This window comes from Vibrio sp. B1FIG11 (assembly GCF_905175335.1).
Taxonomy (GTDB): domain Bacteria; phylum Pseudomonadota; class Gammaproteobacteria; order Enterobacterales; family Vibrionaceae; genus Vibrio; species Vibrio campbellii.
In genome coordinates this window covers 1,627,044-1,641,931 of record NZ_HG992752.1, presented here as the reverse complement: position 1 = coordinate 1,641,931, position 14,888 = coordinate 1,627,044, and the positions used below count along the sequence as shown (strand labels likewise).

13 protein-coding genes are annotated in these 14,888 nt (G+C 47.0%); 6 read left to right on the top strand and 7 right to left on the bottom strand.

The features are described from left to right. The first annotated feature begins 10 nt into the window (after positions 1-10). From KHO06_RS23965 to KHO06_RS23955, 3 genes are all read left to right on the top strand, one after another. Positions 11-409, top strand: a complete 399-nt coding sequence (locus tag KHO06_RS23965; protein WP_212582701.1) for an NUDIX domain-containing protein — start codon at positions 11-13, stop codon at positions 407-409. Between the two features lie 151 nt (positions 410-560). Next, positions 561-1,724: a MerR family transcriptional regulator gene (locus KHO06_RS23960; RefSeq protein WP_212582700.1), complete on the top strand. Its 1,164-nt coding sequence runs from the start codon at positions 561-563 to the stop codon at positions 1,722-1,724. Positions 1,725-1,731: 7 nt separating this feature from the next. Beyond that, the gene (locus tag KHO06_RS23955) at positions 1,732-2,304 is read left to right on the top strand and encodes an N-acetyltransferase (RefSeq protein WP_212582699.1); all 573 of its coding nucleotides are present in this window, start codon (positions 1,732-1,734) and stop codon (positions 2,302-2,304) included. A 58-nt stretch (positions 2,305-2,362) separates the two neighbouring features. Here the strand turns inward: KHO06_RS23955 and blaCARB are convergent, their stop codons facing one another. Continuing rightward, on the bottom strand, positions 2,363-3,214 hold the full coding sequence (blaCARB, locus tag KHO06_RS23950; protein ID WP_045372481.1) for a CARB/PSE/RTG family carbenicillin-hydrolyzing class A beta-lactamase: 852 nt from the start codon (positions 3,212-3,214) through the stop codon (positions 2,363-2,365). Positions 3,215-3,425: 211 nt separating this feature from the next. Between blaCARB and KHO06_RS23945 the strand changes: the two genes are divergently transcribed. Together KHO06_RS23945 and KHO06_RS23940 are read left to right on the top strand one after the other, a co-directional pair. Next, entirely contained in the window at positions 3,426-4,757 is a 1,332-nt protein-coding gene (locus KHO06_RS23945) for a ferric reductase-like transmembrane domain-containing protein (RefSeq protein WP_212582698.1), read from the top strand. A gap of 110 nt (positions 4,758-4,867) precedes the next feature. After that, positions 4,868-5,398 carry a hypothetical protein gene (locus KHO06_RS23940; RefSeq protein ID WP_045419079.1) on the top strand — a complete coding sequence of 177 codons (531 nt, stop codon included), beginning with the start codon at positions 4,868-4,870 and terminating at the stop codon, positions 5,396-5,398. A 148-nt stretch (positions 5,399-5,546) separates the two neighbouring features. On the opposite strand, the gene KHO06_RS23935 is transcribed toward KHO06_RS23940, so the two are convergent. Then, positions 5,547-6,455, bottom strand: a complete 909-nt coding sequence (locus KHO06_RS23935) for a LysR family transcriptional regulator (RefSeq protein WP_005425115.1) — start codon at positions 6,453-6,455, stop codon at positions 5,547-5,549. Between the two features lie 151 nt (positions 6,456-6,606). Between KHO06_RS23935 and KHO06_RS23930 the strand changes: the two genes are divergently transcribed. Beyond that, positions 6,607-7,134 carry an autotransporter domain-containing protein gene (locus KHO06_RS23930; protein WP_005425112.1) on the top strand — a complete coding sequence of 176 codons (528 nt, stop codon included), beginning with the start codon at positions 6,607-6,609 and terminating at the stop codon, positions 7,132-7,134. Positions 7,135-7,212: 78 nt separating this feature from the next. On the opposite strand, the gene KHO06_RS23925 is transcribed toward KHO06_RS23930, so the two are convergent. The 5 genes from KHO06_RS23925 to KHO06_RS23905 form a co-directional block, all read right to left on the bottom strand. Continuing rightward, positions 7,213-7,779, bottom strand: a complete 567-nt coding sequence (locus KHO06_RS23925) for a cupredoxin family protein (RefSeq protein ID WP_005425081.1) — start codon at positions 7,777-7,779, stop codon at positions 7,213-7,215. Between the two features lie 78 nt (positions 7,780-7,857). Further along, complete coding sequence (locus tag KHO06_RS23920) at positions 7,858-11,037, bottom strand: efflux RND transporter permease subunit (protein WP_212582697.1); 3,180 nt, start codon at positions 11,035-11,037, stop codon at positions 7,858-7,860. A gap of 2 nt (positions 11,038-11,039) precedes the next feature. Beyond that, positions 11,040-12,746, bottom strand: coding sequence for an efflux RND transporter periplasmic adaptor subunit (locus tag KHO06_RS23915; protein ID WP_212582696.1), 1,707 nt, complete (start codon positions 12,744-12,746; stop codon positions 11,040-11,042). 12 nt (positions 12,747-12,758) lie between these two features. Beyond that, positions 12,759-14,147: a TolC family protein gene (locus KHO06_RS23910; RefSeq protein ID WP_212582695.1), complete on the bottom strand. Its 1,389-nt coding sequence runs from the start codon at positions 14,145-14,147 to the stop codon at positions 12,759-12,761. Positions 14,148-14,281: 134 nt separating this feature from the next. Further along, positions 14,282-14,719: a hypothetical protein gene (locus KHO06_RS23905; protein WP_038882981.1), complete on the bottom strand. Its 438-nt coding sequence runs from the start codon at positions 14,717-14,719 to the stop codon at positions 14,282-14,284. Positions 14,720-14,888 lie beyond the last annotated feature (169 nt).

Here is a 14,888-nt window from a genome sequence, read left to right as displayed (position 1 = left end):
GGAAAGCAAGATGCACAAGTCAGCAGGTATCATCATTAAAGACGGCTCACTGTTGGTGCTGCGCTCAAAAGGCAAAGACACCTTCTATGCGCCGGGCGGAAAACTGGATAGTGGTGAAACATCAGAGCAAGCGTTATGTCGCGAACTGCAAGAAGAAGTAAGCATTGTCGTGGCGGAAAATGCCTTAACGTTGTTTGGCCGCTTTGAGGCGCCTGCACACGATAAAGACGGCATTACTTTGGTTATGGATGTGTTCTTCGTAAATGATTATTTGGGCGAGGTGGTTGCCAGCAACGAAATTGAAGAATGCCAATGGGTAGATTCTTCAAACGTGGATGACATTGCGATAAGCACAATTTTCCGCAATGAGGTTTTCCCGCGCTTGGCTGAGCAAGGATTAGTGAAGTAGCCGCCTAATCACGAACAGAATACAAAAACAAATGCCCACAATGCGAACGTATTGTGGGCGTTTTACTTTTTGAATCTTTTTCTACAATTCATGTTGACCTGTCTATAACTCTACAGTTTAAGATGCTTTCATCAGCGCTGAGGAAAATTACATGTATCGGATATCGGAACTGGCAGAGATGCTGGGTTTGTCTCGCACCACATTGCTCTATTACGAGAAGATTGAGCTCATCAAAGGGCAGCGGTTAAGCAACGGCTACCGCGCGTATAGCGATGCGGATCTGCAACGCTTGCGTTTGATCCAGCAATTGCAGAGCGGTGGACTGACGCTCAAAGAATGTAAAGCCTGTCTAGAAGCCAAAGTGGATCGCCAGTTGATGTTGGAAAGACTCAAACAGCTCGATGAAGAGATTGAGCAAAAGCAGAAATCGCGACAGCTGTTGGCGGCATTGCTTGGTGAAACACCGTTAACCGATTGGCATGAATCGTTGGATGAAGTCGCGCCGGATGCGCACTTGAAATGGCTGATGACGCAAGGTTTTAGCGAGAAAGAAGCCCTTCACTTACGTTGGTTATCAAAAGACATGAATACTCACGACGACTACATGGCGGAGTTCTTCCGCGTATATGAAGCCCTGGAGTTTTGGGGGCCGGGTTCAGAGCAAGATACGTTGAAAGCGTTGAGCCTATTACCAACTCAACCTGATGAAATCTTGGAAATCGGCTGTGGTCAGGGCATTGCGACTCGTACTTTGGCAAAACACGCACATGTTACCGCGGTCGATAATGACGAGCCGTCTTTGCAACGCTTGCAAGGCGAAGCTCAGGCTCTTGACCTAAGTGCCAATATCACCACGGTGTGTGCCAGCATGACTGAACTGCCATTCGCCGACGGGACGAGCAACCTAATTTGGGCGGAAGGCAGTGCTTACATCATGGGTGTGGAAAACGCATTCAAAGCATGGCGACCATTGCTTAAAGACGGCGGTATCTTAGTGGTGAGCGATTTGGTTTGGAATACAGACACGCCAAGCGAAGATACAGTGGCATTCTGGCAAAAAGAGTACCCAGATATGGGCAGCGTTGAGAAGCGCATTGCGCAAGCGAAAGCAGCAGGCTACCGAGTGTTAGAGACGTTCCCAATTAGCCAACAGGCATGGGATAACTATTACGTTCCTTTAGATGAGCGTGTGCAAAGTTTGGAAGCTGAGATGCCAGCATCACAAGCATTGAAAGACATACAAGTTGAATTAGATATCGTTAAACGCCGTGGTAATGAAGTGGCGTATCAGATGTATATCTTACAAAAAGATTGATAGAAAAATGAACGAAACAACAAATCAAAACACTCAAAAAGCAAACTACACACTTTCTCCTTACGAGGGAGTAATGAGCAGCGAGATGATCGCTTTGTTTACTCAAACCTTTTCTGATTCTGAAGGCGAACTAGAAGGCAAAACCATCGGCTCGCTCGTCGGCGATTTATTGAGTACGACACCTGAGCGAGAGCTTAAAGGCTTTGTTGCGAAACAAGATGAACGCTTGATTTCAGGCGTGTTGTTTACACCGTTACGCTTTGAGAATGGTGAAGTGGGCTACTTGTTGTCGCCAATGGCAACACTAACAGAGTGCCAAGGTAAAGGCGTAGGACAAGCCCTAATCAACTTTGGCCTTGAGCAACTGAAACAACAAGGCATCGAATTGGTATTTACCTATGGCGACCCTAACTTTTACTCGCGTGTTGGTTTCCAACAAGTGACAGAAGCGCAATTCAAAGCGCCTCATACTTTAAGCTTTCCACATGGTTGGTTAGCACAATCACTTGTTGGTGAGCTGACGCCAATCCAAGGGACATCCTCTTGCGTGAAAGGTTTGGATAGTCCTGCTTACTGGTAAGGTTACCTGCAATAAAAAACGGAGCTCGAAAGCTCCGTTTTTTAGTATTTAGCGAGCGCTAAATAGTATTGTACTCATCCAGTATTAACTGGCTCACTTGAGCGATAACCTGATCGCGCGCTTGCAAGGATAAATCGGTTTCAGTAATGTAAATGCTGATGTAAACCGGTTTATGATTCTCTTTCCAGATCATTGCTGTGATACCGCGTGATCCAAAGCCACCTGCGCCAGAACGATCGGCAATCGACCAACCCTTTGGTAACACAGAGCGCATCAAAGAATCAGAGACTTTGTTATCCTGCATCCAGATTTTTAATTGAATGCGTGATTCGTAGGACAGCGCATCACCTTCTAATAACGTATGCAGCGTATTTACCATGGCATTAGGTGTTGTGGTGTCTCGCTTGTCGCCCGGGTTCGCCTCGTTCAGTCTTGGTTCAAAACGGTCAAGACGCGTTGCTTTATCACCGATAGAACGCAAGAACGTAGTGACACCGCGTGGACCCCCAATGCTACGCAAAACAATGTTGGCTGCGGTATTGTCGCTCATCAGCATTGCGGCTTCACAAGCATGCTCAATACGCGTTGTTTGACCTGCCATACGATCCATTACTGGTGACCAAACCACCATATTGCGCTCTTCTACTTTGGCTGTGGCGTTTTTATCGAGCTTTTCATTATCCATGTCACTAAGCATCGTTGCACATGCAAGCGTTTTGAATGTGCTCATCATCGGGAAGCGCTCGTCGCCTCTATAGTCCCAATGCTCATCGGTTTGAGTATCCCAGACAGACACACCGATTCGACCCGAAATATGCTCTTCAATTGCGGAGATGTCTTCATTAAGTTTGGCGGCGTACGTTGCACTCGAACAGGCTAGCAATCCAAGTAGCAGAAATAGCTTTTTCATTATTGATTTTCTTAGTGTTATTTATTTTGGTTCACACTCAGGCGAATATAGTCGAACTATAGCGAGTTAATACTCTAATGACTGTTAGATTATTGTCTTTTTTCTGTAGGAATCTTTTCATACACCAAGCTTTACCCGTTTTTACGCTGATTGACGTTGCTTTACACATGGATAGCTAAAGTAAAGTTGTCGAATAACCGAGTAACCAATCATGAAAACAGTCCGCAATATCATCTGGGTAATGGTCGTCGCGATGTCCATATTATGGTTTGCGATGGAACCGCAGATTTTCTCTTCAACCAATGTCTTTGAATGGCGATCGGCCATGATCCAATATTCAGGGATTCTGTCTCTGATGCTGATGTCAATCACCATGGTTTTGGCGATGCGCCTTACTGTGGTCGAAAACTGGCTACATGGCATGGACAAGGCGTATCGCGTTCATAAATGGTTGGGTATTGGGGGCGTTGCTTTTGGGGTGGCGCATTGGCTTTGGTATCAAATACCTAAGTGGTTGGTGATGTCGGGTATTTTGGCAAAACCGATAAAACACTCAGGTGCAGGGCCTGCAAGTAACCTCTCTGATATTGAAATTTGGATTAACGGTTTGCGCGATTTTGCTCAAGGTATTGGTGAATGGGGCTTCTATTTGCTATTGGTTTTGCTGGTGGTTTCTTTATGGAGCGCAGTGAAATATAAGCCATTCAAACTCTCTCATCGGTTCATGTGCGTCGCGTACCTATTGATCGCGATACATTCTGTTTTGCTACTGAAACGTGCGTATTGGGGTGAGCCTGTTTACTATCTTACTGTTGGGTTTGCAGCCGTCGGTTCGATTGCCGCGCTTTATAGTCTGTTTGGTTTTGTGGGGCGTCGCAACAAACACACGGCGGTGGTGAGCGAGACACGTTATTTCCCACACGCAGAAGTAATGGAGTTGGTCATCACACCAGATGCGTCTTGGCAAGGCCATAAGGCGGGGCAATTTGCTTACCTACGATTTGGTGATGAGGATGCCCATCCGTTTACGATTGTATCAAGCACTGAAAGTAGCGAGTTACGCTTCTTAATCAAGGAGCTAGGGGACTTCACCACCGGGCTTTATGAGCGAGTACAACCGGGCGATACGGTGACAGTAGAAGGCCCTTATGGTCGCTTAGCATTTGATATAGATAAACCTCAAATATGGATCGCGGGGGGCGTGGGGATTGCTTCTTTCTTTGCGGCTTTGGAAGCATTAAAAGCGCAAACGAGTCATCAGAATGTTCATCTATTCTATTGTGATCGCGGTGTAGATGGTCAGTTGGTTGATGAGTTATGGCACCTTGCCCATGAAGCGAAGGTTAAATTACACGTAATTGATACACTAAAATCGCCACGTTTGAATGCGCAACGTGTGGCTTTACAGTGTGGTAATTTGAATCAATATGAAATGTACTTTTGTGGACCAGAAGTTTTTTCAAAAGCGCTGAAAAAAGAGTTAGATGCGCATCAATTTAACATTGATCAGAGTTATCATGAAGAGTTATTTATTATGCGCTAAGTGTCAGGATTGTTAGTCATAAGTTAGCTCAGTGATGAGTTTTTTAAGCCTCAATTTCGATATTCAGAAATGGTTAGGGTAATAAGCAAATCCAAACCGAGAGAGTAAAGATGACTATCACATCAAAACGCATTCTAGCGCTGACGACTTTAGCGACACTAGCGGCTTCTGGCCAAGCTCTAGCCGAAGGGCGTAATAATTCGATTGAAGCCGGTGCAACATTTGTGGGTGACCACGAGATGTTTGCACTGGGCTACAGCCGTGACGTGGGCAATAACATTGTGACTGGCGGTGGCTTCTTTATTGGTAACGACACTATCGATATGTCTGCAAGTAGCGATCAAGATGCATGGGGTATGTACGCGAATGTTGGTTACCGTTTCGAGATCGCTGAATTCGATATCATTCCTAAAATCGGCTTGAACTACTTCAATGCTGATGTAGACATCAAGAGTGGCGATCACGCTGGCAAAAGCATGAACATCGACAATGTTTACGCATCAATCGGCGGCACGGTTAACTGGCGTATGATTGGTCTAACGGTTGACTACGGTAAGATCAACGATTCAACAGTTAACCCAATTACGAATAAAGAATTTGAAGAAGATGTAGTGCGCGCTACGGTAAGCTTCAACTTCTAACCTTTTTCATCGACCTTTATCTTTTTGTCGTTTTATTGCACACACTGCTTGTTTGCCGCCTGTACCGGGCGGCTTTTTTACTTCTGGTTGTTTTTACACATAGATGGGGCGACGAGCAGGTGGTTTAGCGAATAGACCGCTTGAGACGTTATAAGTCGCGCAGAATATCAGACAGGTACTTTTCTAATTTCACAATGGTTGGATGTTGATAATAGCCCCTGTGGAATTGAAGGCCGATATCGAAGAACATTTGCTTCTTATCCTGAGTCAACGGGACTTTTTTGATCCCTTGCGGCAAAACGGATTCGGGCAGCGCAAAGCAAATCAAAACATAGTTGGTGTTCGTAAGCCAATCTAATGCAGCGTGCACAGAAGGAACCGTTAATCGCCTCGTAAGAGCAAAACCGAGTTGTCGTTTAACCCTTTCATAGTAAATTGCATCATCAAGCGCTCCCATCGAAACGCGTACTAACTTCTCACTTTGTAAAGCTTGAATGTCCACTTGGTCTTGGTGCGATAAAGGGTTACTTTCTGAGGTGTAGAGGTACAAGCCCAGCTCGCCAATTTTTCGTTCAACAACACGCTCGTTCATTACTGACGGGTAGCCGGAAATGCCCACAGCGAGTGAGCCTGCTTTTGGAAACTCGATGCCTTCCAAATTCCAATCCACCATAGAAAAGTCCGCAATATTGTTGTTGTGATCGAGAAGTTCGAGTAGTGGGGTAGTAAGGATTGCACTGAGTGGGTTGGGAACAAAAAAGCGGAATTGAGTGGGTTGAGTTGCTGCTTCTAACACATTGACCTGAGTTTGTGCAGACTCCAGCTGTTCGAGTGGCTCTTCAATAATACTCATCAGTTGGCTGCAAAATAGGGTTGGAACATACAGCCCTTTGTTGGCAATGAATAGCTCGTTGCCAAATAGTTCGCGGCAATCGGCTAACTGACGGTTAAACGTTGCTCGACTAATGTCTAGCGTATGGCACACCTTGGGCAACGATTTTTGTTCAAAAACCAGGTGTAAAAAGCGGTACAGGTTGAGATCTATCGAGTGTTTCACAAGGTGCCTTAAATTATAAAATTTCGTCGTTGAGTACGACATTGTGTGGCGTTCAAAGGTTCAAATTTGAGCTTCTTAACCTTCAAAAATGCGCATGTAATCCACGTATTCTGATAGTGGTAAATTAACGTATTCACTATCCGGAGGTGTCATGCTTAAAGATCTATTTGGCTTATTCATTTTGGTGCTATTAGTCAGTGCGCCTGTTTTTGCGAAAGAGCAGGACCCATTTGTCGCGGGTGGCGTCACCTTTATGGATGACCATGAGGTCTTGAGTGTGGAAATCGGTGCTGAGGTGTTACCTAACCTTAACTGGTCAATCGGATTTAATGCGCCCTTAGACAGTGGAGAAAAAGAGGAAAATGGAATTTACTCGGCTGAAAAGCAAGTATGGGGGCTGCATACTGCACTGGGGTATGAAATCCGTTTGAGCGACATGCTCGCGATTACGCCGCGTATTGGTGTGAACTACAACGATGTCGAGATCGAGTACTTTAATGAAGAAACCAGCGAACATGTGGAATCTTTAAATCAGAACAACATCACTCCAACGCTGGGAGTCAAAGTCGATATTGCTCGCGTTGGTTTGATTGTGGAAGGATACAAAATAGATGAAGATCTGAGCCTTTCAGAAGAAGAGGAAACCGCAATTCGCGTGATGGCGGCTTATAACTTCTGAGTTTCCCCTCACTGTTATTGACTCAAATAGAAAAAAAGGAGCTGCATTATCAGCTCCTTTTTCTATTTAGATACTTATTTACAGTTCAATCTTTTTAACCATTCCCGCTTCTGCGTGACCTGGAATGTTACAAGCGAACTCAACCTTGTTGTCTCCGTGGAAGTGCCACAGTAATTGCTTGGCTTTACCCGGCTCAACCGTGACTGCGTTGCCTGAATCGTGCATGTGGTCACCACTCATGTTCTTCATCATTTCACGATGTTCTAGCTGCTCTTTGGCAGAACCGATAGTGAACTCGTGGTTGATTTTACCTGTGTTCATGACTACAAACTGCACCACATCGTTTGGCTCAATCTTGACATCTTTCTTGAACTTGATCGTCATGTCATCACTCAAGAGTACGTGTACCACTTTATCTGGCTTTGCGCCTTTTGCTGGCATACCTACCGCAGACATGCCTGGCATATCCATCATGTTGGAGTGGTCCATTTTGCTGTGATCCATCTTCATGCTGCCGTGGTCCATGTTTTCATGCTTCATATTGCTATGATCCATATCGCCATGATCCATGTTTGAATGATCCATTTGTGCAAAAGCAGTCGTTGTTGTTAAAGCTAGAGCAAGAGTGATTAGTGTCTTTTTCATCTGTTATATCCTTGTTTTAATTCATTAATAATTTGGTTGTTTCCCCTCAAAACTGAACGTTTGAGGGGAAAGTAGGGATTAAGCGTTGTTGTTTACATCACTAGCTTGTGCGCTAGCTTGGTGATTAGTCGCATTGCTTTGGCGCAACTCACGTTGTTTCCACAGCTTGAAGATGGCTGGCAGTACTAATAGCGTCAGTAGTAGTGCTGATGCCATACCACCAATCATTGGTGCGGCGATACGTTGCATTACTTCTGACCCTGTACCTTCGCCGTACATGATTGGAATAAGGCCAATAATGACCGTCAGTACCGTCATCATTACTGGGCGAACACGTAAGCCTGCACCTTCACGAATGGCATCGGTTAGGTCTTTCGCCTCAAGCTTTTGCTTGCTCTCTTCTGCATCCAGCTTTTTGTAGTGCCAAGCTTGGTTGAGATACACGAGCATGATGACCCCAATTTCAACCGCGACGCCTGCTAGGGCAATAAAGCCGACCCCAACGGCAATCGAGAAGTTGTAGTTGAGGATATGCATGAGCCACAAACCACCGACCATAGCGAGCGGTAGGGTAAGCATGATGATCATCACTTCGCCGACACGGCGGAAGCTGAAGTAAAGCAGCAGCATAATGATGGCTATAGTGATTGGTACCACGACACTCAAGCGGTCCTTTGCGCGCTCCATGTATTCGTATTGACCAGACCAAGCTAACGAGTAACCCGCAGGAAGCTCAAGTTGGTCTGCTACGATTTGTTGCACTTCCACGACGTACGAGCCAAGGTCTCGACCATCGATATCGACAAATACCCAGCCGTTCGGGCGTGCGTTTTCTGTCTTAATCATTGGAGGGCCGTCTTCGTAACGGATATCCGCGACATCAGCTAGGGCGATGCGAGCGCCATTTGGAGTCACTAACGGCAGGTTTTGCAGTTTTACCACCGAGTCACGGTAGTCTTGTGGGTAACGAACATTGATTGGGTAACGCTCCAAGCCTTCGATGGTTTCACCCACATTCATGCCGCCCACCGCGGTCGAGATCACCTGCTGAACGTCTTTGATGCTTAAGCCGTAACGCGCTGCGGCACGACGTTTGATGTCGATCGTGACATAACGACCGCCTGCTACACGTTCTGCGTAAACCGATGCTGTACCCTGAACGCCATTAAGAATTGGTTCCAACTGAGAACCGATCTTCTCAATCACTTTCAGATCAGGCCCCGCGATCTTGATGCCGATAGGGGTTTTGATGCCCGTTGCTAGCATGTCGATACGCGTTTTGATTGGCATTACCCAAGCGTTGGTTAATCCCGGGAATTGCACTAGATCATCGAACTCTTTACGCAGTGATTCTGTCGTTACCCCTTCACGCCATTGATCGCGTGGCTTCAACTGGATCACGGTTTCAATCATGGTGAGTGGCGCTGGATCGGTTGCGGTCTCAGCTCGACCAATCTTGCCCCATACCGTCTGTACTTCAGGGACGGTTTTGATCAGCTTATTGGTTTGCTGTAGCAGCTCACGAGCCTTACCAATCGAGATGCCCGGATAGGTTGTTGGCATGTACATCAAGTCACCTTCATCCAGCGGCGGGATGAACTCGCTACCCAGCTTACTGGTTGGGTAATAAGCCGACGCCATTAGACCTAATGCAATAATAATCATGGTCTTAGGGTACTTTAAGCTGGTATTCAATAGCGGACGGTACAACGCGACCAAGCCGCGGTTAACCGGGTTTTTGTGCTCCGGTAGCACCTTACCGCGAATGAAGTAACCCATAAGTACAGGGACGAGTGTGATTGCCAAACCTGCTGCCGCTGCCATGGCGTACGTCTTAGTGAAGGCAAGTGGCGAGAACATCTTGCCTTCCTGACCTTCTAAGGCGAACACAGGCACGAAGCTTAGAGTAATGATCAGCAATGAGAAGAACAGCGGAGCGCCGACTTCTTCGGCCGCCTTACTGATGACTTGCCATCGGTTTTTATCGGTCAGTGGCGTTCGTTCAATGTGCTTGTGAACGTTTTCGATCATAACGATTGCACCATCCACCATGGCGCCGATGGCAATCGCGATACCACCAAGGGACATAATGTTGGCATTAATACCTTGCCAATGCATCACGATAAACGCAGTGAGAATGCCGACCGGTAGGCTCAGAGCGATAACCAACGAAGAACGAATGTGGAATAAGAACAACGCACACACAATCGCAACGACGATGAACTCTTCTGCGAGCTTCTTCCATAGGTTTTCTACTGCTGCATCAATTAGAGTCGAACGGTCGTAAGTCGCAACAATTTCAACACCTTCTGGTAGGCCGCGCTGTAGGTCTGCAAGCTTGTCTTTTACTTTTGCAATGACTTCACTCGCGTTCTCGCCAAAGCGCATTACGATAACGCCACCAACGGCTTCTCCTTCGCCATTCAGCTCTGAGATACCACGGCGCATTTGTGGACCAAGGTTAATGTCTGCGATATCACCTAATAGCAACGGCGTGCCTTTCTCGGTGACTTTTAGAGGCAATGATTTGATGTCTTCAATACTGGTTAGGTAACCCGTGGTACGAACCATGTGTTCGGCTTCCGCAACTTCGATAACGGACGCGCCGGTTTCTTGGTTACCGTTTTGGATCGCCATGTTCACTTGTTGCAGAGTGAGGTTGTATGCACGCAGCTTGGCAGGATCAATTTGTACTTGGTACTGCTTAACCATGCCGCCAACGGTCGCGACTTCAGAAACGCCATCAACCGTCTGCAGTTCGTACTTCAAGAACCAGTCTTGCAGGCTACGAAGTTCGGCCAAATCGTGCTTACCGGTTTTGTCTTGTAATACGTAGCTGTAAACCCAGCCCACACCCGTTGCATCAGGACCTAGGGTTGGTTTTGCGTTTGGTGGCAGCTTTGGTGCTACTTGGCTTAAGTACTCCAACACGCGTGAACGTGCCCAGTACATGTCGGTATCATCGTTGAAAATGATATAAACGTAAGAGTCACCAAAGAAAGAGTAGCCACGAACTGTCTCAGCACCCGGCACGGCAAGCATGGCGGTGGTGAGCGGGTAAGTGACTTGATCCTCGACAACTTGAGGAGCTTGGCCCGGATAGCTTGTTTTGATGATCACTTGCACATCAGAAAGATCCGGAATGGCGTCAACAGGCGTATTCTTTACACTGTAAAGTCCACCCAGCACGAGCGCTAGAGTGGCGATCAACACTAAGAAGCGGTTGTTGAGCGACCAACGAATAATTGCACTGATCATAATTACCCCTCAACGGCCTCTAGCTGTTTAAGAACATAGTCAGACCCTTGTTTTTCAACTAGAAATCGAACCTTTTGTCCTTCTTCAAAACCGGATAAATCCACCTCTTCACCGACAGAGAAGTTCATCTCGCCTGCATCCCAGTTCCATTCAGCTACTGGCAGGTGATTTAAAGTGATCATGCCAAAATCAGCCATCAGCATCGTGATGTCACCAGTTAGCCAAACTTCTGCTGCAATGACGCTTTCATCTGCCTTGTAGTCGATGATTTGGTACTGGCCAGATTCTGTCTTTTGCATTTCAAATTCAATGGCTTGGCCTTTTTTCAAGTCACCCATATCAACGCCATCAGCGAAAGTGAAGTTCATCACCATGCCAGGCCAATCCCACTCTGGTACCGGCTGGTGGTTGATGGTCAGCATGCGGTGATCTTTCATTACATCGGTGATTTCACCTTTTGCCCATGCCGTTTCTGCTTCTGGTTCGACACCGTTAATACGAGATAGATCTGCAGATTGGCTAGATTCAGAATCGAGCATGAAGTGCGCAGAGGTGACTATCTTGTCATCTTGTTTCAGACCTTGTAATACCTCGATTTGCTCTCCGGCTTCACGACCAACTTCAATTCGAGCTGAGCGGTATTTACCATCGCCTTCTGCCAGAACCACACGAGTCATACCACCGGAACGAATGACGGAGGACTTAGGAATGGTCAATACGGCATCGTCGGTCACTGGTTGCAGCGCGATGTTGGCAAACATGTTTGGTTTTAATTCGCCATTTGGGTTAGGAAATTTAAGGCGTACACGTAATGTACGTGTTGTTGGATCAAGGATTGGGTACACGTAATCTACGACCCCTTGCCATTCAATGCCCGGAATCGCGTCAAGGGTCATGGTGGCTTGAGAGCCTGCTTTCATCCAGTGCGCTTGACGCTCAAAGACTTCCGCATCAACCCAAACATTGTCCAGTGGGCCAGCACTGATTACCGCTTGTGCAGGGGACAAATAGCCACCTTCACGCACGTTTAGGCTTGCAATGACACCGTCAGCCGGTGCTTTGATTTCAATGGTTTGCGATGCTTTACCACGACGAGTAATGGATTTGATTTGAGCACGGTCAACCCCAAGCGTTACCAAGCGTTCGGTCGCGCCTTTCACTAGACCTTGGCGGCCTGTACGGTAAGCATTCAGCAATTCTTCTTGTGCTTTAACCAGTTCTGGAGAGTAGAGAGTGAAAAGAACATCGCCTTTCTTCACTTTTTCACCGACGGCGTTGATGTAGAGTTTCTCAACCCAACCCGCGACACGTACGTTGGTCTGCCACAACAGACTTTCATCGAAGGCGATATAGCCGACGGTCTCGATACGTGGGGACAGTTTTTCCAAGGTGACTCTTGCTGTCTTTACACCCAGGTTGTTTTCAACGGAAGGGTCGATAGTGATAGTACCCGGTGCACTTTTCTCACCAGATAGATCTTCCGCGTAAACCGGAATTAAATCCATGCCCATTGGGGATTTACCCGGCTTATCGCGTTTGTAGTTCGGATCCATTGGGGCAACCCAGTAAAGCGGATCGTTAGAGCTTGCAGCAGATTCGCCACCCATCGCACTCATGTCATGAGCCGAGCCCGTAAGAAAATGATTAGCACCAAACCCTAAAGCACCACCAACAATCAGCGCGATGGTTGCAATTTTTAATGTTTTCATTGTTTTACCTTATTATTTTTTAAATTCAGACAGTTCTGGCTGCTCGACTTGATAGTCGAAACCACCGAGCAGGGTGGCTAAATTGCTGTTTGCGATGTTGAGATCGGTCAGCAGACGTTGTTGCTCTAATTGCAGAGCCAACTCGTCAGTCGTGGCAGAAATCACATCGTTAAACTGCGCTGTGTTGTTTTGATAACCCCGCTCAACGGCTTGAATGCGCGCTTTCGCTTGAGGCAATAAGGTGGATTGATAACGTTCTAAACGCTGGGTTAAGTTGCCGCGATCAACCAGCAAAGTGTTCACCTTGGCATTCATCTGCGTTAGTAAGGTGTCCTTTTGTGATTGCGCAGCACCAACTTGGTACTGGGCGGCAGCAAGGTTGCGGTCTTGGCGGTCCCCTGTGAACAACGGAATGTCCATGGTGAGGTAAGCGCTGACCAAATCGGAAGCGGGCTCTCCCATCATGTTGTCGGCTTGGCGGTAGGCGTACATTACTTCGACGCCAAACTGCGGGTTGTAGGCTTGCTCAGCAATTTCCACCTGAGTTTTATTGGCAGAGATGCTGACGTCGGCCATCTTAACCATCGGGTGTTGGCTGAGTTGCTGGTAGTGCTTGGTGGAGTCGATGCTGGAAGCAAGTTTGTTGTTCAGCGTGTCCCAGTTCAATTGATTGCTCGCGTGCAGAGCCTGTTCGTTTGCCAACCAATCTGACCCCAGCCATTCGGAGAGTTGAGAGATAAGACGACGTTGCATTTGTGCGTTGGCTTGCAGTTTCTCATCTAACTTGCTGACTTGAAGTTGGGCGTTGAGCAGGTCTTGCGCTTCACTCTTACCAATCGAATAGTTGGTTTGAATAAAGTTTTCCATCTCCTTCATCAACTTGCGGTTCTCAAGCATGATTTGCTCCGCACGTTGCTGATAACCTAGCTCTAACCACAGTTGAGTCATGCTGTTAGCCACCTCAAGTTCACGAGCGTGAACTTGAAGTCCAAGGCCGTCGGCTTGTTGATTGGCTTTCTTCTGCTGTAAATCAAGCGTAGAGCCACGCTCAAACTGTTGCATTAAACCAACGGAGATGTTGGTCATTGGGTCTTCGTCGAATTTGAAGCTGTCGACAGGCAAGCCACCAAAACCCACTTTCAGTTTTGGGTCCATCAAGGTAGAGCTTGCAACGCCCGTTTCACGCATGGCAGCAGATTGCGCTGAGTATTGCTTACGATTGCCATCATTACTCAAAGCGATGTTGATCAGTTGGGCAAGCTTGGTCGTTGAAGCTCGCTCACTTGATGCGGAATTTTGCGCTGCGTGCGTCTCGTTACCTGCGGCGTTAACCAAGGTTGGCGCAGCGACCAGAGCCACTATAAAAATAGGTGCAGCTAAGCGGTATGGTTTGATATCCATAATCTAAATCCAGTGTTCGCCGGATCGATGGAGGTGCGGATTTTATTGCGGGAACAGTAAAGCCTTGTAACCTCATCGTTCAGGCGCATTAAAACAACCTGCGATACACACGCAGGGTCGAATGCTTGACTGACTTAAACTATAGGAGGTCGGTACAGGTCGCGGCTGACGTGTACTACTGGGGAAGCAACTTCAGGAGTAATGGTTGCGCGATAAACGACAGGCATTGGGCTATTGATAGGATTCGGTAGGGGGACGAAAACTATCGTACACGCGGCAGTACAGCAGGTATGAACCATGCCTGAGCCTCCGCCACAGTTCATGCTGGTTTCTCTTGCATCGCTATTTTCTGCTACGGACGCTTCGGACATAGAAACGTCTGTCATGGAGACGTCCATCATGCCAGGCATACCGCAGTGTTCACTTTCACTCATCATAGACGAATGATGTGCCATGCCTTTTGACATCATTTGAATGTTCATCAACGGCTCACTATTCGCCACACTCGATACCAAAAGTACCAGTGTTGTGAAGAGAGTTAACCAGATTGTATGCAGCGATTTTAAGTGCATACCCTTTCCCATGTGTTTGATGAAAATGATGAAAACCCTTCGATTCTAAAGGTTAACCTTAGGGGAAGGTCAATATTTTATTGCCCTTCTTATCAAAATAGTAGCGTTCACCAGTTTCTGCACAATCGAGGGAGTAAAACGTTTGTTGAGTTCTTACTTGTGATACTTC